The sequence below is a fragment of the Clostridium porci genome (genome assembly GCF_009696375.1).
GTDB lineage: Bacteria > Bacillota > Clostridia > Lachnospirales > Lachnospiraceae > Enterocloster > Enterocloster porci.
Map to the genome: position 1 here is coordinate 187500 of NZ_VUMD01000001.1, position 19416 is coordinate 206915.

17 protein-coding genes are annotated in these 19416 nt (G+C 48.4%); 14 read left to right on the plus strand and 3 right to left on the minus strand.

Annotated features, from left to right (window positions below; genetic code table 11):
- Window positions 1-162 precede the first annotated feature (162 nt).
- Window positions 163-747, plus strand: a complete 585-nt coding sequence (locus tag FYJ39_RS00860) for an SOS response-associated peptidase (RefSeq protein WP_154470579.1) — start codon at window positions 163-165, stop codon at window positions 745-747.
- A 16-nt stretch (window positions 748-763) separates the two neighbouring features.
- Here FYJ39_RS00860 and FYJ39_RS00865 read toward each other — a convergent pair whose 3' ends face one another.
- Window positions 764-925 (minus strand): hypothetical protein, encoded by a 162-nt coding sequence (locus tag FYJ39_RS00865; protein WP_154470580.1) that lies wholly within the window; start codon window positions 923-925, stop codon window positions 764-766.
- 236 nt (window positions 926-1161) lie between these two features.
- Between FYJ39_RS00865 and FYJ39_RS00870 the strand changes: the two genes are divergently transcribed.
- From FYJ39_RS00870 to FYJ39_RS00925, 12 genes are all read left to right on the plus strand, one after another.
- Complete coding sequence (locus tag FYJ39_RS00870) at window positions 1162-2877, plus strand: adenylyl-sulfate reductase subunit alpha (RefSeq protein ID WP_154470581.1); 1716 nt, start codon at window positions 1162-1164, stop codon at window positions 2875-2877.
- Window positions 2858-3169 (plus strand): 4Fe-4S dicluster domain-containing protein, encoded by a 312-nt coding sequence (locus tag FYJ39_RS00875; RefSeq protein ID WP_154470582.1) that lies wholly within the window; start codon window positions 2858-2860, stop codon window positions 3167-3169. Before FYJ39_RS00870 ends, FYJ39_RS00875 begins: the two co-directional genes overlap by 20 nt.
- A gap of 15 nt (window positions 3170-3184) precedes the next feature.
- Window positions 3185-4087, plus strand: a complete 903-nt coding sequence (gene cysD / locus FYJ39_RS00880; RefSeq protein ID WP_154470583.1) for a sulfate adenylyltransferase subunit CysD — start codon at window positions 3185-3187, stop codon at window positions 4085-4087.
- Between the two features lies 1 nt (window position 4088).
- Window positions 4089-5783 (plus strand): sulfate adenylyltransferase subunit 1, encoded by a 1695-nt coding sequence (locus FYJ39_RS00885; protein ID WP_154470584.1) that lies wholly within the window; start codon window positions 4089-4091, stop codon window positions 5781-5783.
- Between the two features lie 189 nt (window positions 5784-5972).
- On the plus strand, window positions 5973-7166 hold the full coding sequence (locus FYJ39_RS00890) for a pyridoxal phosphate-dependent aminotransferase (protein ID WP_154470585.1): 1194 nt from the start codon (window positions 5973-5975) through the stop codon (window positions 7164-7166).
- A gap of 25 nt (window positions 7167-7191) precedes the next feature.
- On the plus strand, window positions 7192-8253 hold the full coding sequence (hisC, locus tag FYJ39_RS00895) for a histidinol-phosphate transaminase (protein ID WP_154470586.1): 1062 nt from the start codon (window positions 7192-7194) through the stop codon (window positions 8251-8253).
- A 45-nt stretch (window positions 8254-8298) separates the two neighbouring features.
- On the plus strand, window positions 8299-9435 hold the full coding sequence (ytvI, locus tag FYJ39_RS00900) for a sporulation integral membrane protein YtvI (RefSeq protein ID WP_154470587.1): 1137 nt from the start codon (window positions 8299-8301) through the stop codon (window positions 9433-9435).
- 64 nt (window positions 9436-9499) lie between these two features.
- Window positions 9500-10858 (plus strand): MATE family efflux transporter, encoded by a 1359-nt coding sequence (locus tag FYJ39_RS00905; RefSeq protein ID WP_178257880.1) that lies wholly within the window; start codon window positions 9500-9502, stop codon window positions 10856-10858.
- Between the two features lie 69 nt (window positions 10859-10927).
- Window positions 10928-11374 (plus strand): DUF523 domain-containing protein, encoded by a 447-nt coding sequence (locus tag FYJ39_RS00910; RefSeq protein WP_154470588.1) that lies wholly within the window; start codon window positions 10928-10930, stop codon window positions 11372-11374.
- A gap of 3 nt (window positions 11375-11377) precedes the next feature.
- Window positions 11378-13357 (plus strand): L,D-transpeptidase family protein, encoded by a 1980-nt coding sequence (locus FYJ39_RS00915; RefSeq protein WP_407923816.1) that lies wholly within the window; start codon window positions 11378-11380, stop codon window positions 13355-13357.
- 162 nt (window positions 13358-13519) lie between these two features.
- Complete coding sequence (locus FYJ39_RS00920) at window positions 13520-13957, plus strand: DUF6465 family protein (protein WP_154470589.1); 438 nt, start codon at window positions 13520-13522, stop codon at window positions 13955-13957.
- A 131-nt stretch (window positions 13958-14088) separates the two neighbouring features.
- Window positions 14089-15612, plus strand: coding sequence for an RsmF rRNA methyltransferase first C-terminal domain-containing protein (locus FYJ39_RS00925; protein ID WP_154470590.1), 1524 nt, complete (start codon window positions 14089-14091; stop codon window positions 15610-15612).
- Between the two features lie 17 nt (window positions 15613-15629).
- Here FYJ39_RS00925 and FYJ39_RS00930 read toward each other — a convergent pair whose 3' ends face one another.
- Entirely contained in the window at window positions 15630-16526 is an 897-nt protein-coding gene (locus FYJ39_RS00930) for an RluA family pseudouridine synthase (protein WP_154470591.1), read from the minus strand.
- A 27-nt stretch (window positions 16527-16553) separates the two neighbouring features.
- Window positions 16554-17819: a DNA polymerase Y family protein gene (locus tag FYJ39_RS00935; RefSeq protein WP_154470592.1), complete on the minus strand. Its 1266-nt coding sequence runs from the start codon at window positions 17817-17819 to the stop codon at window positions 16554-16556.
- A gap of 148 nt (window positions 17820-17967) precedes the next feature.
- Here FYJ39_RS00935 and FYJ39_RS00940 point away from each other — a divergent pair, with 148 nt between their 5' ends.
- The gene (locus tag FYJ39_RS00940; RefSeq protein ID WP_154470593.1) at window positions 17968-19293 is read left to right on the plus strand and encodes a D-alanyl-D-alanine carboxypeptidase family protein; all 1326 of its coding nucleotides are present in this window, start codon (window positions 17968-17970) and stop codon (window positions 19291-19293) included.
- Window positions 19294-19416 lie beyond the last annotated feature (123 nt).

Below are 19416 nucleotides of genomic sequence, written 5' to 3' on the forward strand. Positions count from 1 at the left end.
GAATGACCTGGAAATAATAGCATCCGTAAGGTTTTTTGTAGATTTGGGATGGATATGGATATGGTATCATATCGCCAGATATGATACCGCGCTGGTTCGGTGGCACGCGAAAGTGCAATGCTGCATTATGTACATTTTCCGAAGGGAAGAAAGGAGCAGGCTATGTGCGGAAGATACTATATTGATGAGGAAACGGCCAGAGAAATCAGAAACACAGTCCGGGAGTTGGACGAGCGGCTTTGGAGAGATAAGCTGGGCTATGACGTATATCCTGCAAAGCAGGCTCCGGTGCTGCTCAAAAAAGGAAACAGACTGACTGCGGCCTGGCAGAGATGGGGATATCCGGGGTTTTCTGGAAATAAGGTGATCTTCAACGCTAGATCGGAATCTGTGTTGGAGAAACGGATGTTTTACGAGGGAATCCGCTGCCGCCGGGTCATTGTCCCCGCTGCATGGTTTTATGAGTGGAACAGAAGTAAGGAGAAGATAACCTTTCAGAGAATGGATTTGCAGGTGATGTTCATGGCAGGCTTTTATAGTTCCTTTGAGGATGGGGATCGTTTCGTGATTCTTACGACGCGGGCCAATGCTTCGGTCAGGGGAGTCCATGACAGAATGCCTCTGATTCTGGAGCGGGATCAGCTTGAGGAATGGGTTCTGAATGACAGGGCTGTGATGCGTATCCTGGAGCAGAGGCCGGTTCTTCTAAAGAAGCTGGCAGAGTATGAGCAGCAGACTCTGTTTTAAAGAAAAGGAAGCATCATCAGGTTGTTACCCCAAATAAAAACACGGTTTCATGTAGCTTTTTAATAGCTGCTGGAACCGTGTTTTTTGCGGTATGTGTAAAAGGGCCAGATTCAATACATTTGCCCATAATCTGGAAGGTTGCTTTCAATGTTAATATATTCCCTTCTGTCTGCACCATCTGCTTTGCCTTCTGCTTGAATCAGACTTGGAGAAGCCCGGATGTAAAGGTAAGGCTGTCTGATTTGCAGAAGGGGCAGTTAATAAAAAAATGCTGTCATTTTTAAATTACCTATTTACATATAATATTAATAGGTTTATAATGATGTAACAAAATAAGAAACTATCATTAAGAACAGGGAGATGAGGCATTGGTCAGCAGCTTTGCTGATATCCAAGGGCCAGGGGATGGAAAAGATGAAAAGGAAATTGGAAGTTAAACAGCTTCAAACGCAGGTGCTTATTATTGGAGGAGGAACGGCAGGCTGTTATGGGGCCCTTACACTTAGCCGAAACAGCAGCCTGTCTGTACTCATCGTGGAGAAAGCGAACATTAAGAGAAGCGGTTGTCTAGCAGCAGGGGTAAATGCGATCAATGCGTATATTACAAAGGGAAGAAAGCCCCAGGATTATGTGGATTATGCTGTGAAGGACGCAAAAGGAATTGTCCGCCAGGATTTACTTCTGTCTGCGGCAGAGCATTTTAATGAATTGACGGCAGATCTGGAACAGCTGGGACTGGTTATTTTAAAGGATGAGACAGGAGCATACGCTGCTCGGGGCAATCGAAACATTAAGATAAATGGAGAAAACATAAAGCCGATTTTAGCAAAGGCGGTAGAAGAAGGGGAAGGGCTGTCTGTGCTCAACCATATCAACATTACGGATTTGCTTGTGGAGCAGGGGAGGGTCTATGGCGCGGTTGGCTTTTCTGTGGTTGAAAACACTGCATATGTGATTGCCGCAAAGGCGGTTTTGGTCGCCACTGGCGGGGCCTCCGGCCTGTACCGGCCAAACAATCCGGGATTTTCAAGGCATAAAATGTGGTATCCCCCCTTTAATACAGGGGCTGGCTATGCTATGGGCTTAAGGGCCGGAGCGGAAATGACCACCTTTGAAATGCGCTTTATAGCGCTTCGCTGTAAGGATACCATTGCCCCCACAGGAACCATTGCACAGGGAGTTGGGGCAAAGCAGGTAAACGGGAGGGGAGAGGTGTATGAAGCAAAGTATGGTCTTACCACCAGTGAACGTGTGTATGGAACGGTTCGGGAGAATCAGTCAGGAAGGGGGCCGTGCTATCTAAGGACAACGGGCATCAGTAAGGAGCAGGAGGATGAGCTGCTTAAGGCATATCTGAACATGGCCCCAAGTCAGACGCTGAAATGGATGGAAGCTGGGAAGGGCCCAAGCGGGCAGGATGTGGAGATTCAGGGAACGGAGCCTTATATTGTGGGGGGACATACCGCAAGCGGCTACTGGATTAACACAAAAAGAGAGACTACGGTCAGAGGACTTTATGCTGCAGGCGATGTGGCAGGGGGCTGTCCGCAAAAATATGTAACCGGCGCTTTGGCAGAGGGAAAGCTGGCTGCACTGGATATGATAGAAAAGCTGTCAGGAAAAGCTGGGGAAGGTGAAGACTCAGAGGAGAAAACAGAAGCTTCCATTAGGGCCCTTGCTGATGGTATCTTACAGGAGTATGAGCGGATACTGAACGAAGAAGGAGCCATTTATACCATAGAAGAACTGGAGGAGGCCATGCAGAAGGTCATGGATGAGTATGCAGGCGGCATTTCCAGCAGTTACCAGTACAATGAAAGACAGCTTTGTATTGCAAGGGATCAGATCATAAGGCTCCAGCAGCAGGCGGATTTTGTTGCTGCCTCCAATATGCATGAGCTTTTATTTGCCTATGAATTAAAAGAAAGGCTGCTGGTTTGCCTGGCGGTAATCGCGCATTTGTCCGGGCGTAAGGAGACCAGATGGCATTCCTTTAATGAGCATCTGGATTATCCAGATACAGAAACGGATTATGAAAAATATCTGAACTCAAGGCTGGAAAACGGCGAAATACATACGTTTTGGAGAGAGCTTGTAAAGGAGGCGGAATATGAGCATTCGGATCAATAAGGAAAAATGTGTTGGATGCGGCAGGTGCGCCGAGGTTTGTCCGGGAACTCTAATATCCATTTCAAGGGAAAAGGCCAATATGGATTATCCAAGGGACTGCTGGGGATGCGCGTCCTGCCTAAAGGAATGTTCGCCAGGAGCGATTGAGTTTTTTTTGGGCGCGGATATAGGAGGGAATGGCAGCAGGATGTATGTGACCTCTAAAGGGCATATGCTCCATTGGAAGATTGTGGGATTGGACGGACATATAAGAACCATTGAGCTTGATAGACGTAATTCAAACCAATATTAGGAGGGACGGTTGCTTATGAGCAGATTATCACATTTAGATGAACTGGAAGCAGAGGCGATTTATATTATCAGAGAGGTGGCGGCAGAGTGTGAGAAGCCTGTGATGCTGTATTCAATCGGAAAGGACAGCTCCGTAATGCTCCGTCTTGCGATGAAGGCGTTTTACCCGGAAAAACCTCCCTTTCCATTTTTACATGTAAACACAACCTGGAAATTTAAGGAAATGATAGAATTTCGTGATAAAACGGCCTCAGAGCTTGGCATAGAAATGTTGGAATACATAAACGAGGACGGCGTTAGACAGGGAATCAATCCCTTTGACCATGGGAGCGCCTATACGGATATTATGAAAACCCAGGCCTTAAAGCAGGTGCTGAATCAGTATGGATTTACGGCTGCTTTTGGAGGCGGCAGGCGGGATGAGGAAAAAAGCCGTGCAAAGGAACGCATTTTTTCCTTCCGAAATGAATCCCACGCCTGGGAACCCAAAAACCAGAGACCGGAGATGTGGAAGCTGTATAATACAGAAATTAATAAGAGAGAAAGCATCCGGGTGTTTCCCATTTCTAACTGGACGGAGAAGGATATTTGGCAGTATATTAAGCGCGAACAGATTCCGATTGTGCCCTTATACTTTGCGGCGGAGCGTCCGATGGTATACAGAGACGGCAACATCATTATGGTAGATGACGACCGTATGCGTTTAGAGCCGGGCGAGGTGCCGCAGATGAAAAAGATCCGGTTCCGTACCCTGGGATGCTATCCTCTCTCAGGGGGTATAGAATCTGATGCGGAGACGCTGGATGAAATTATTCATGAAACCTTAGCTTCTGTTGAGTCTGAGCGGACCAGCCGTGTGATTGATAAGGACGGCGGAGCTGCGAGCATGGAAAAGAGAAAGAGGGAGGGGTATTTCTAGAATGAGCGGATTGTTAAAATTTATCACATGCGGAAGTGTGGATGATGGTAAGTCAACGCTGATTGGACATATTTTGTATGATTCAAAGCTGTTGTATGCGGATCAGGAAAAGGCGCTGCTTCTGGACAGCAGGATTGGCTCCAGAGGTGGGGAGATTGACTATTCTCTCTTGCTGGATGGCCTGATGGCTGAGCGGGAGCAGGGAATTACGATTGATGTAGCGTACCGCTATTTTACCACAGCCAGAAGAAGCTTTATTGTGGCAGACACGCCGGGGCATGAGGAATACACCAGAAACATGGCGGTAGGAGCCTCCTTTGCCCAGCTTGCTATTGTTATGATTGACGCGAAGCAGGGCGTTCTCGTCCAGACCAGGAGGCATGCCAGAATCTGCGCTATGATGGGCATCCGGTATTTTGTATTTGCTGTTAATAAGATGGATCTGGTGAATTACAGCCAGGCCCGTTTTGAGAAAGTGAAAGGGGATATTAAAGCCCTGGCTGACGAGCTGCGTCTTTACAGTGTAAAAATAATACCAGTCAGTGCCACAGCGGGAGATAATGTAACCCATGCTTCCGGCAATATGCCATGGTATGAAGAGGAGCCTCTTTTATCGTATCTGGAGGAAGTGGATGTCTCCCGGCAGGAGGCAGGGGATGTATTTTATCTACCGGTACAGAGAGTGTGCAGGCCCAACCATGAATTTAGAGGCTTTCAGGGCCAGATTGAGTGTGGCAAAATTCAGGTTGGAGATGTCGTTACCACACTTCCAAGCAAGGAAACCGCCACGGTAAAGGGAATATTAAACGGCGATGCAAAGGCGGAGCAGGCAGCTGCGGGGCAAGCGGTTACGATACAGCTGGATAAAGAGGTGGATGTAAGCCGTGGGTGCGTGCTTACTAGCTGGAAGGAGCTGCCGGTGGAGAAACAGGTTACAGTCTCTCTTTTGTGGATGGATGATGAAAAGCTTTTTGTTGGAAAAGAGTATCTAGTGAAGCTAGGAACTAGGAAGCTTCCTGGGACAGTACGGGAAATTTTCTATAAGGTAGATGTAAATACAGGAGAGCAGATACCGGCTCCCTATATTGAAAAGAATGAAATTGCTTTATGCCGCATAGAATTTGCTGAAAAAATAGTAGTGGATACTTTTAAGCGAAATAAGACCCTGGGCGAACTGATTTTAATTGACCGTGTTTCCCATATGACATCTGCCTGCGGCGTTGTGGAAGAGGTGCATCATGCGGCAGACGAAAAGCCATATTTTGAAAAGGGTGAATTGAAAGCAGGAGGCTACATATTTGAAGAGCTGTATTTTAATCTGGATCAGGCTGCTCTATCCAGGATGAACGGAGGGGAGAAAACCTATCATGCAGGTGATTTAGTGCCGGTTGCGGGGGATAGCTATCAATACCCGGACTACTTTGATATTGTGGCTGCAGAAAGCAGGGTTGCTGTTTTAATCCGAAGCCAGAGGATTCAGGATATTATTCCGCTGGAAGCGTATCAATTTACAGGGCTGCCGGTTGTGGATGAGCGTGGATTCGCTTTATACATTAAAAGCGAAGCGGATTTCGATAATTTCAGGTATGAGCTGGAGCATATGAAAGCAAATGAGCGGACGGAGTTCTTTAATAAATGGTCCAGATTCGAGCTGTATCGGAAAATTGTATGCACCGATAATTTTTGGGTGATCTGATTGCATGGGAAAGCGGGGATTCTTTTTGAAAGAGTGCCTGCTTTTCACTTTGCGGAAAGGCAGCTTACCGGTCTTGGAGGGCAGACGCTGAAAATGGATTGACAATCCAACCAGGGAAAGCTACAATCATAGCTACAGAGGGATTAACTGGAAAAAGGATGGACAGACAGGGAAAGAGAGGACATATGTATGATATCAGAGAAGATAAAGCCGTTGGTGAATCATAACTCCGCGATCCGCGCCATGTTTGAGGAGGGCAGGCGTCTTGCGGCCATCTATGGAGAGGAGCATGTATTTGATTTTAGCCTGGGAAATCCCAATGTGCCCGCTCCCCAGTCGGTCAATATGGCGATCTGCGATATTCTTAAGGAGGAGAATTCTGTCTTTGTCCATGGATACATGAGCAACGCAGGCTTTGAAGATGTGCGGGCTGCTATTGCAAAATCCTTAAACCGCCGCTTTAACACGAAATTCCACCAGAATAATATACTCATGACCGCAGGCGCAGCCAGCGGCTTAAATGTGATTTTAAAGACCCTTTTAAATCCTGGGGACGAGGTAATTGTATTTGCTCCGTATTTTGTAGAGTATGGAAATTATGTATCTAATTATGACGGCAGGCTGATTGTAATTTCACCTGATACGGAAACCTTCCAGCCCAATCTGGATGAGCTGGAGAAAAAGATAAACGCCAAAACCAAAGCCGTGATTATTAACACCCCCAATAATCCGACAGGCGTAGTTTATTCCGCAAAAACGCTGGCGAGGCTGGCGGATATTCTAAGGGCCAAAGAAGAGGAGCTTAAAACCGCCATTGTCCTGATTTCCGACGAGCCTTACCGGGAACTAGCCTATGATGGTGTGGAGGTTCCCTATGTGACCAGGTTCTACGACGATACGGTGGTTGCCTATTCCTACAGTAAAACTTTATCTCTTCCAGGAGAGCGTATCGGTTATCTGGTAATTCCAGATGAGTTAGAGGAAAGCGGCCAGGTATTTACTGCGGCAACCATTGCAAACCGTGTGCTGGGTTCAGTAAACGCACCGTCCCTGATGCAGAGGGCGATTCTGCGTTGTGTGGATGAGAAGGTGGATCTTGAGGCCTATGACCGGAACAGGAATCTTTTATACAACGGACTTATAAGGGCAGGCTTTGAGTGTGTAAAGCCGGAAGGGGCTTTCTATCTCTTTGTAAAAGCACCTGAAGCAGATGAAAAACGGTTTTGCGGCATCTGTAAACAGCATAATATTTTGGTTGTGCCGGGAAGTTCCTTTGCATGCCCCGGTTATGTAAGAATTGCATATTGCGTTTCCAGTGAACAGATTCAGCGTGCCCTTCCGGAATTTGAGAAGGTAGCTAAAGCCTATGGAATGAATCAATAAAAGGAGGATGGAGGTGCTGCACAATATGAAGCTATGGGAAGAGAATATACGACGGGTGGTTCCCTATGTGCCAGGGGATCAGCCAAAGGGTGAACGGCTGATTAAATTGAATACAAATGAAAACCCATATCCCCCGGCTCCGGGAGTTGCCAGAGCCCTGGCAGAAATGGATACGGCTCAGCTGCGCAAATACCCGGATCCTGGGGCCTTTCAGCTTGTCAGGGCTTTGGCAAAGCGTTACGGAGTAGGAGAGGACCAGGTCTTTGTGGGCGTAGGCTCGGATGATGTGCTTGCTATGGCATTTCTCACCTTTTTTAATTCAGATAAGCCGGTGCTTTTCCCAGATGTGACCTATTCCTTTTACCCTGTATGGGCCAGCCTTTTTGGGATACCCTACGAAACGCCTGCTCTGGATGAGGATTTTTTTGTCAGAACCGGGGACTATAAGAAGGAAAATGGAGGCGTTATATTTCCGAATCCCAATGCGCCTACAGGCCTTTATATGCCTCTGGATCAGGTGGAGGAGATCCTACGGGCCAACCGGGACGTAGTGGTGATCGTGGACGAGGCTTATATTGATTTCGCGGGACCCTCCGCACTTGAGCTTATAAGCACGTATGAAAATCTGCTGGTGGTTCAGACCTTCAGCAAGTCCAGGTCTATGGCTGGTCTGCGTATCGGCTTTGCGGTGGGAAGCCCTGCCCTGATCAAAGCCCTTTCTGATGTAAAGTATTCCTATAACTCCTATACCATGAACCTTCCCTCCATTGTGATGGGAGTGGAGGCAGTGAAGGATGAGGCTTACTTTTGCGAAACCACAAAGAAAATTGTGGCAACCAGGGAGAGGGCTAAGGCGCGCCTGAGGGAGCTGGGCTTTCGCTTTCCTGATTCCAGAGCTAACTTTATCTTTGCTTCCCACCGATGGGCACCTGCGCAACAGCTGTTTGAAGCCCTTAAAAATGAACAGATTTACGTACGCTATTTTCATGCCCCAAGGCTGGAGAGTAGCCTGAGAATCAGCATCGGAACCGATGAGGAGATGGATGCCCTTTTTCATTTTCTGGAGGAGTATCTAAAGGGAAAATGACAGAAGGCTTTATTAAAAAAATGTAACAGGACAGGTGATGGAAGAATGAAAAACGGAGCTGGATGGCGGCATTATCTGCGGCTTTTCCTGAATATTATGATTCCTGCAGCCGGATGGCTTTTGCTGTGCTTTGCAGGTCCCAGATTTCTGCGGTTTTTTATGCCCTTTGTCATCGGGTGGATTATTTCTATGATGGCTAATCCGCTGGTTCGCTTTCTGGAGCGCAGGGTGAAGCTGGTGCGAAAGCACAGCTCCATTGTCATTGTGGTGATTGCCCTGGCCCTGGTAATCGGGCTTATCTATCTGGTGGTTTCCAGAAGTATTCTGCTGCTTCAGGGCTTTTTTAAGGAGCTTCCAGCCCTGTATGCAAGTATTGAGGTGGACATAAGCCAGAGCCTGGAACGGACCCGGCATTTGTTTCAGTTTTTACCCGATGGCATTCGGCAGTCCTGGGAGAGCATTGGAGATGATGTAGGCGCTCTCATCGGAGCACTGGCCGAAAAGCTGGCTTCTCCTACTGTGGAGGCCGCCGGCTCTGTAGCCAGAAGCCTTCCGGCTGTACTGGTCAATTTTGTAGTGACGGTGCTTTCTGCGTATTTTTTCATTGTGGATAGAGAGCGGATTGTGAATTTGATCAAGGGCTATCTGCCAGTGGGGGCAAGCCGGTATCTCCAGCATTTGAAAAGAGATGTATTACGGCTTATGAGTGGGTACTTTATGGCCCAGTTTAAAATAATGGTTGTGGTCTGGCTGATTCTAACGGCAGGTTTCCTTGTGCTGGGCATAAAGGATGGGCCCCTTTGGGCCATTCTCATTGCGGTACTGGATTTTCTCCCTGTATTTGGTACGGGAACGGCTTTGATTCCCTGGGGATTTGTTAAGCTTTTGGGGGGAGAATACTATGTTGCGGCAGGGCTTTTGGGCCTCTATATTCTGACTCAATTTATCAGGCAGCTGGTTCAGCCAAAGCTGGTGGGAGACAGCATGGGAATGCCACCCCTTCTTACCCTTTTCTTTTTGTATGTGGGTTTTAAGGTAAGCGGCATTGCGGGTATGATTCTGGCTGTGCCTATCGGTATGTTTTTTGTAAATCTGTATAAGTACGGCGCCTTTGAAGGACTTACGGACAACCTGAAAGAGTTGGTTCGGGATGTAAATACATTCAGACATAGAGAAAATTGAAGCAGGAGGTCCATTGGCTTTAGACAATGGGAAGTTTACAAACTAGCTTCAGGAGAGAGCGGAAGTGAAGATCGAAAATAATCTGGATACGGATAAAATAGGAGGGCTGGTATGGAGGTTGGCGTTTCCCTCCATGCTGGCTCAATTTGTGAGTGTGCTGTATAGTATTGTAGATAGGATGTATATAGGAAACATTCCGGTAATTGGGGCTGAAGCCCTGGCAGGTGTAGGCATCTGCGGGCCAGTAGTGACTCTTTTATCCTCCTTTGCCAGCTGGATTGGAGTGGGAGGAGCTCCTCTTATGAGTATCCGGCTTGGACAAAAGAATGAGAAGGCAGCCCAGAGCATGTTAGCCAACTGCTTTGCCCTTCTTTTAGGAATGGCCTTAGTGATTATGACTGTGACATTTCTGTTAAAGGGCTGGCTTTTAAGGTGGTTTGGAGCTAGCTCTGCTGTTTTTCCTTATGCGAATGAGTATTTAAGCTGGTATCTGGCGGGAACCGTCTTTTCCCTTTTGTCAGTAGGCATGAACCAATTTATTATCTGTCAGGGCTTTGCGAAGGTGGGCATGAAATCAGTCGTGATAGGCGCTGTCAGCAATATTGTGCTGGACCCGGTATTTATTTTCTCAATGCATATAGGAGTTAAGGGAGCGGCTATCGCTACGGTGCTGTCACAGATGGCCTCCTGTATCTATGTGTTGGCCTTTCTATTCAGCGACCGGTCTCTGGTTCCTATTACCTTTGGCGGGTATCGGGGAAGATACATGAAGCAGGTGCTTTTGGTAGGCCTTTCCCCCTTTCTGATTATCGCTTCGGACAGCGTACTCATTATCGTTATGAACATGGTTATCAATGCCTACGGGAAGGGGGGAAGAGGAGATATGCTTCTGACCTGCAATACGATCCTACAGAGCTTTATGCTGATGATCACCATGCCGCTGGGAGGAATTACCGGTGGAACTCAGACGGTTTTAGGTTATAATTATGGTGCAAAGAGGCCAGACCGGATACGAAAGGCACAGAAGTATATTTTAGCCCTGGGGTTGGTCTTTACAACGATTATGTTTATAATAGGCCAGCTTGTCCCAGGATATTTTGTACAGATCTTTACCAGAAATCCTGCTTATATGGAAGTGACACAGCGGGCTATCCGGGTCTGTACTATGTGCATTATTCCTTTGGCAGTTCAGTATACCATTGTAGACGGGTTTACGGGAATGGGAATTGCCAGGGTGGCTGTCAGCCTCTCTATGTTCAGGAAACTGATTTATTTTCTGGGAATGCTGATTATCCCTATGCTTTTTGGGGTGGAGTCAGTATTTTTTGCAGAGCCGGTATCGGACGTAGCGGCCTGTATATCCTCTGCTGCCGCCTTTCTTCTCTTAAGCGGCAAGGTGCTGGGAGATAACAAACGGCTTTAGAGAAGATTTCAGGGCTCATTGATTTTAAAAATCGATCTTGTCTAATACATAAACAGAGGAGTGAGGAATATGAATATACTGGTAAGCGCCTGCTTGCTGGGAGTGGAATGCAGATATAACGGAACAGGTGTTTTGGAGCCTAAGCTGGCAGGTCTTATGAAGGAACATCATCTGATTCCAGTGTGTCCGGAGATCATGGGAGGCCTCTCCACACCAAGAACTCCTGCGGAGCGTTGTTTTGGCCGTGTTCTTACAAAGGACGGGGAGGATGTGACCGGAGCCTTTGAACGGGGAGCGGCCCAGGTTCTTAGACTGGCTCAGCTTTATGGATGCAGGGCGGCAGTTTTAAAGGAGAGAAGCCCCTCCTGCGGCAGAGGGATAATTTACGATGGAACATTTACCGGGACATTGATACAGGGGGATGGAGTGTGTGGAGAATGTTTGGAGGCACACGGGATTAAGGTGTATGGGGAAAGCAGAATTTGCAGATTGATGGAAGAAATAGAAAGGTTATGATGAATGAGGGACGAGATTAGGACAGAAGGAAGGTCTCAGGCAGCAATACTGGCAGATGAACTTCAAGCGTCTATCCGGCAGGTGGAGTCAGCAGCGCAGGCAAAACCACTCTATGGGTCTTATGGGGAAGCCTTCGGGGAGAAAATGGGAGTAAAGGAACAGAAAAATCCCAGAAGCCGCAGCCGGACTTCTGTTAGAAAACGTGGCAAAGCCACCGGAAAAAGGGGTCAGGATACGTTTCAACAGGGCCATGCAGGAGGAGCTTCCTTCAGAGAAAGAGAGCCGGGCAAGCCTTTTTCTTGGAAGCCAGCCGTAGGTATTTTCATGGCTTTGGCAGTGGCAGCCAGCGGTTTTTATATGTATAAGGTCGTGAGCTTTCAAAAGGCATATCTGCCCCATACGGTTATAAATGGGATGGATGTGACCGGTAAGACCGCAGATGAGGTTAAGGAATTAATAGCGGCTGGTGTGAAGGACTATGAGCTGAGCCTTCTCCTGCGGGGAAATGGCAGAGAGACGATAAAGGGAACTGACATCGGGCTTTATACCGTATTTGACGGAAGCCTGGAGGAGATTATCAGGCAGCAGAATCCCTACGCCTGGCCCCGCTATCTGCTAAAGGGGCCGTCCTATGAGCTGAAGACGATGATATCCTTTGATGAAGAAGGGCTTAGTAAAACTCTGAGTAAGCTGGACTGCTTTGACAGCTCTCTGGCGGAAGCGCCCAGGGACGCCTGTCTGTCAGACTACATAAGCGGTCAGGGATACACCATAGTACCTGAGACAGAAGGGAATCAGCTGGATGAGGCCAAAGTAAAAGAGGCGGTTTCCCGTGGAGTTATGAAGCTTGCCCCAGAGCTGGATCTGGAAGTGCTGGGCTGCTACCGGACAGCCGCAATACGGGCAGATAACCCGGCTTTGGCAGCTGCCAGGGATGCTAGAAACGGTTATGTAAATATGACAGTCACTTATATCTTCGGAAATAAAACACAGGTGCTGGATGGGGAGCGAATTCATCAGTGGCTGGTGGGTAACGGAGATACTGTTACACTCAACGGAGAGATGATTGCGGATTACGTGAAGGAACTGGCAAGGGAGTATAACACTGCTTATACAACACGTTCTTTTAAGACCAGCTACGGAAATACCATAGAGGTCAGTGGTTTTTATGGATGGCGCATCAATCAGGCGGCTGAGGTTCAGGAGTTGATACGGATTCTGGAGTCAGGAGAAAGTGTTACAAGGGAGCCTATATATTCTCAGACAGCTGCCAGCCGCGATGGGCCTGATTATGGCAACACCTATGCGGAGGTGAATCTGACTGCACAGCACATGTTCGTTTACAAAGAGGGTGAGCTAATTCTGGAATCTGATTTTGTGTCAGGTAATGCCTCTAAGGGCTATACGACGCCTCCTGGCCTTTTCGGACTTACCTACAAGCAGAGGGACGCAGTGCTAAAAGGGGAGAACTACCGAAGCCCCGTTAAGTTTTGGATGCCTTTTAATGGTGGTATCGGCTTTCACGACGCAAGCTGGCGCTCCAGCTTTGGAGGCAGTATTTATAAGAACAATGGCTCCCATGGCTGTATTAATTTGCCCTATGCCGCAGCCAAGACACTGTTTGAGAATGTCTATGCAGGTATGCCGGTGATCTGTTATAATCTGCCAGGTACGGAAAATTCCAAATCCAGTCAGGAGTCAGGTAAGGCGCCGGCCGCATCCACAGCAGCGCCGGCCGCATCCACAGCAGCGCCGGCCGCACCCACAGCAGCGCCAGCCGCTTCCGCGGCTGCCGTTTCTTCGCCTGTGCCGCCTCCGGCCTCCCCTCCTGCACAGACCCAGCCGGAGGTATTCATCCAACCAGTAGATAAAACTACGGCAGCATATGAAAAGGAAAACCAGACGGCAGGCACTACAGCTGGATATGGTCCCGGATTTACAGCTTCTGCATCAGGGGAAGAGGCTGGCCCAGGGGTTCAGTGACTGACCTTTGATACAAAAGCCGAGTATAAGAAAAATTCTGATATTAAGCGGGTTTTTAGCGGGGCTTTATTGACAAATGCAGGAAAGAATTTTATAATTTCCTTAACACATCAGGGGGGCATTTATAAGGATCTACATAGAAAGCAAAGGAGGGAACGGATTATGGTGGAATCGAAAAAAGGGATGAAAGAAGCAGCTAAGCCAGCTTTGGAAACGGTTGATAAGCCAGGAGTAAAGGCAGAAGGAAGGACAGCAGCTCCGGTTACAAAGGATGCAAAGGCAGTTCCGGCAAAGAAGGCGGCAGCTTCTGCGGACAAAGGGGCAGCTCAGAAGAAAGCTGCCGCGAAGAAGGAGACTTCCAAGGCAGCAGCTAAAAAGCCGGTAACAAGAAAGAGAGAGCCTAAGGTTGCCGTTCATTTCCAGTTTGATGGAAAGGATCTGGTGGCTAAGGAGGTTTTGGATCAGGCGGTTAAGGCATTCAAGAAAAGTCATAGGGGTGTTGTGATCAAGACCATTGAGCTGTATATAGTTGCCAATGAAAGCGCCGCCTACTATGTTATAAATGGAGAAGCAGACGGCAATTATAAGATTATGCTGTAGCTTTTGTGACATTCCGGCCGTCCGGGTTCTCTGGATGGAGCATGTATGTAAGATTAAGGATTGAAGGATAAGGTGAGTTGCTGTATGATAGATGCAGCAGCTCATTTTATATTTATGAAGGGTGTAAGAATATGTCAGAGTTACCAGTTGGTTTTCAGGAACGGATGAAGGAGCTATTAGGAGATGAATACTGGGCCTTTGAGGCCAGTTACCTTGAAGAGAGGAGTCAGGGACTGAGATTTAGCAGCCTGAAGCTGCATGGACAGGAAGCAGAGCTTAGGCATGGAGAGGCCTCTGGACTGTGGGCAGTCAGGCTTGCCCAACAGGTAGCGAAGAAAGCCGGCTTTTCCCTCCGTCCGGTTCCCTGGGTTAAAGAGGGATTTTATTATGGAAGCCAGGACAGGCCTGGCAAGCATCCCTACCATGAGGCAGGGGTTTACTACATACAGGAGCCCAGCGCTATGGCGGTAGTGGAGCTTTTGGAACCCCTGCCGGGAGATTCGGTTCTGGATCTCTGTGCAGCGCCGGGTGGAAAATCCAGCCATATTGCTGCTAGGCTGGAAGGGAGGGGATTTTTACTGTCGAATGAAATTCATCCCGCCAGAGCAAAAGTTCTTTCCCAAAATATAGAACGGATGGGAATAAGAAACTGTGTTGTCTGCAATGAAGAACCGGGACGTCTGGCGCCTCATTTTGCTGGCTTCTTTGATAAAGTGGTAGTGGATGCCCCTTGTTCGGGTGAGGGAATGTTCAGGAAGGATGAGAGGGCCAGAGAAGAGTGGAGCGAGGAGCGTGTAAGAATGTGCGCGGCACGACAGGCGGAGATTCTGGATTACGGAGCTTACATGCTAAAGCCTGGAGGCCGTCTGGTATATTCTACCTGCACCTTTGCGCCAGAGGAAAATGAAGGAACGATTATGCGGTTTCTGGAGGGACATGAGAATTTCAGCGTAGAGGAAAGGCCCCATTATAAAGGCTTTACGGCGGGGATTCCCAAGTGGGCCGGTTACGGGCAGATAACGGGAGGAAGCTTCCAGGATGAAAGCCAGCTTTTTAAGCTGCACCTGGAGAGAACGATGAGGATTATGCCCCATAAGCTGGAGGGAGAGGGACATTTTATAGCTGTGCTCAGGAAGGAAGGCACTGGGGCTTATGAGAATTACGGAGGAAAGAACGGGAAGGCAAGGTATCTGGATGATAGAAAAAGAAGGGATGTGCTGAAGGAGTTTGAGGTGTTTTTAAGGAATACGCTTATAGCTCCGGAGCCATTTCTCAGCCGGGAGGAATATGTGCTGTTTGGGGAACAGCTTTATCTTGTGCCTGAGCAGATGCCGGATATGACGGGACTTAAGGTGGCGCGTCCCGGACTTCATATGGGGACGCTGAAAAAGAACCGTTTTGAACCCTCCCACGGACTGGCGCTGACCTTGAAGGCGGAGGAAGTAAATGCGGTCTGTGATCTGCAGGCAGAAAGCCCTCAGGCTTTTAATTATTTAAGGGGAGGAACCGTTGTGCCGGAAGGGGACAATGCCGGGTGGTTAGCAAGGGGGAAGGGCTGGGTACTCGTCACCGTTGACGGATACAGTCTGGGCTGGTGTAAGCTGGCCGGAGGGATTCTGAAAAACCATTATCCTAAGGGACTTAGATGGAACTGAACTGGACAAAGCTGCTTTCAGAGCTGGAGCAGGGAGGCCATATCTTCAGGCAGTTCAGCCTTGAATTTCATCGTTTCGCCGGTTATGGGATGTGTGAAGGCCAGACTGAAGGAGTGAAGGGGCTGTCTTGCAATACAACGGTAATCAGGGTTATAGAGAAAATCGCCGGGAAGAGGATGGCCTACCGACCTTAAATGTACCCGTATCTGGTGGGTTCTTCCTGTCTTCAGCCACAGGCTGATTAAGGATAGATCGTACCTGGGGCTGTAGCAAACCGGACTGTAATGGGTGCAGGCGGCCTCTCCCTTCTCATAATCCACCTGCCGCTCAATGGTGGAACCCTCTTTTCTGGCTATTGGGGCGGTGATTGTTCCTGGTTTCTGAATTTTCCCCTGTACCAACGCGCGGTATTCACGGTGGATGGAGCGGTTTAGCATCTGGGAGGACAGGATGCACGCGCTGAGCATGTGCTTTGCAAAAAGCAGCAGACCGGTGGTATCCCGATCCAGACGATTGACAGCACGGCAGGTGAAGGGCTGGCCCTTTTCCCTGAAATACCAGGCCAGTCCGTTGGCAAGGGTGTTGGTATAATGGCCCTGAGAGGGATGGACAGGAACGCCAGCCTCTTTGTTGATAACCAGAAGATCCTCGTCCTCATATACAATATTCAAAGGAAGCTGTACAGGGACAATACTGCCGGAAGGCTCATCCTCCGGCAGACGAACAGTGAGCGCTTCCCCTGGTGAAAGCCGGCGGTTGGCATATGCAGGCTTCCCGTTTACGGAAAGCCCCATGGGGGTATGCTTCAGGCAGACTATCAGACGGTGGGAATAGCCCTTGGCTTTTAAAAACTGCTCTGCTGTAAGTCCGGCCTGTTCGTTTGATATGGGATAGTGTAGGGTTTTCTTTATCATGGTCTCTCCTGCGGCAGTGGACACGATCTAAGCGTGGGGGATGTTTAAATGCTTCTGTTTGCTGGCCGCGTGGTCAACTACGGCATCTTTCTGAAGAAAGCTGGCTCTCTTAATACTGTCAACACCGTAGCGGCTTCGTATAGAATCCACCGCTTTTTCAAATTGTTTCTGTTTCAGCAGCTTCGGATCATCAAAAAAGCTTATTTGGGAACAGCCTCCATCAATTATCTTTCCTGCCCGTACGCCCATGAGACGAAGGGGAGTCATATTCCAGCATTCTCTCAGTAACTTGCAGGAATATTTATAAAGCACAGAGGTAGAGTCGGTAGGCTGCGCAAGAACCATCTGGTGAGACTGGGTTTTAAATTCCCAGTCCTTAAGCTCCACACAGATATTACAGCAGAATACCTGACTGGCTCTTAGTCTGGCTCCTACTGTCTCGCAGAGGGAAAGAAGCACCTGATCCGCTCTGGAATAGTCCGATATATCTCTGGAAAGGGTAATGCTGTTGCCGTAGGATTTACCCACAGCGTCACGCTCCTCAACCGGAGCCGGATCAATGCCGTTGGCATACTGATGAATCAGCAGGGCATATGTTTCTCCCAGGTGAGCCTTCAAAAGGGCCAGATTGCAGGCGGCCAGCTGACCGATGGTGAAGATGCCCAGATTCTCTAGCTTGCGCTGGGCCGCTCCGCCGACGGAGAACAGCTCCCGTATAGGAAGGGGCCACATCTTTTCAGGTATTTCTTCAGGGAACAGAGTATGACATTGATCCGGCTTTTCAAAGTCGGATGCCATCTTAGCCAGAAGCTTGTTGGTGGAGATACCGATATTTACGGTAAAACCCAGCTGTTTTTTAATTTTTTCACGTATATGCCCGGCTGTTTCCAGAGGCTGGCCGAATAGATGGATGGTTTCTGTCATATCCAGAAAAATTTCATCTATACTGAATTTCTCATGGTCAGGGCTATATTCCTCTAAAAGCTGCATCATTTGCCTGGAGCATTTGATGTAAAAATCAAACCGGGAGGGGACTATAGTCAGATTCGGGCACTTGCGCAGTGCCTGTGCCAGAGGCTCTCCAGTGGTGACTCCGTATTGTTTGGCTAAGGGAGACTTGGCCAGGACAATGCCGTGGCGCGTGCTGGCATCCCCGCCTACAGCAGAGGCGATGGAACGCAGATCCAGGGCATTCGGATCGCTGGTCAGCCTGTATACAGATTCCCAGCTTAAAAATGCTGAATTGACATCAATATGAAAGATAAGCCGCTGTCCTTGTTTCCAAGCTGCCATTATTCTGCCGCCTTTCTCTTGCTTAGAAGCTTAGATAATAATAGTCTTTTTATCATTATATCAGAATGTGTGTTCGATTGCAAGGTTCCATGTATAAATGCAGTTTTTACAGAATAGGATGAAATAAAGGCAAAAAGGCGGCACTGCCATGAAACGATGGATTTGTTCAGCAGTATTGGCGATCTCCTTATTTCTGAATCCATTAGAGGGATTGGGAGGGGAGATATTTACAGAAAATGGATGGGTGCGGGAGACAGAGTCCCCGGCATTGTCTGCTCCCTCCGCTGTCCGGCCTGGTGACGCTGCCTCAGGCGACTTCCTGAAGCTCTATGCTCAGTCTGCTGTCCTTATAGACGGCCGTACTGGCCGTGTCCTGTACGGCAAGGGGCAGGATATGATCCGCCCAATGGCAAGCACCACAAAAATCATGACCTGCATTTTGGCCCTGGAGCTGGGCAACCCCGATGACAGGGTGACTGCTTCCTCTTATGCAGCCTCACAGCCCAAGGTTCACCTGGGGGTACGTTCCGGGGAGCAATACAGGCTGGAGGATCTGCTCTATGCCCTGATGCTGGAGTCATACAATGATGCTGCCGTTATGATTGCCGAGCACATAGGCGGAAGCGCGGAAGAATTTGCGTCTCTTATGAACCAGAAGGCAAGGAGCTTGGGCTGTGAGAATACCTATTTTATCACCCCTAACGGTCTGGATGGAGTAAAAACGGATGAGAATGGCATAGAGCGGATTCATTCTACTACAGCCTCTGAGCTGGCCCAGATTATGCGCTATTGCGTAACCCAATCCCCGATGAGGGAAGCGTTTTTAAAAATAACCCAGACTCAAAATTATTACTTTACCGACCTGTCAGGGAAGCGCAGCTTCAGCTGCTGCAATCACAATGCTTTGCTTACCATGATGAAGGGCATACTTTCCGGCAAAACAGGCTTTACAGGCGGAGCAGGCTATTCCTATGTGGGGGCTATGGAGAATGAGGGAAGGACGTATATTATTTCCCTTCTGGGCTGTGGCTGGCCTCCCCATAAAACCTACAAATGGAGCGACGCCAGAAAGCTGTACAATTACGGTTTGGAAAATTTCCAGATGCGAGACGTATTTCAGGAGGAGGCTCTTGGAACTGTTCCTGTTACAGGAGGACTGTGCTGGGAGGAGGATGGCTGCAAAACAGATAAAACGAGTCTTTCTTTGAATTTAGAACCAGAAGAAATGCATCTTGCCCTCCTTTTGAAGGAGGATGAGCAGATAGAGATTTTACGGCGTATTCCCAACCGGCTGGAGGCGCCTGTAAGGGCGGGCCAGCAGGTGGGTTCCATCGATTATATTCTGGACGGTCAGCTTATTAAAAGCTATCCTGTCTATGCCAAGGATGATGTGGAGGCCATGACTTTATTACGATCGGTTCGACGTATTGTGAAACTGTTTCTTGAAAATGGAAAGAAATGCCATAAATTTTAAGCTTTTCTTACAAATCTGATCATTGAACTGAGAATCCCCCGTTTTTATTGACATATAGAGATATTTGTCATTATAATAGGAGTAATGTCAAAAATAGAAAATCATTCCTTTTCTGGAAATGAT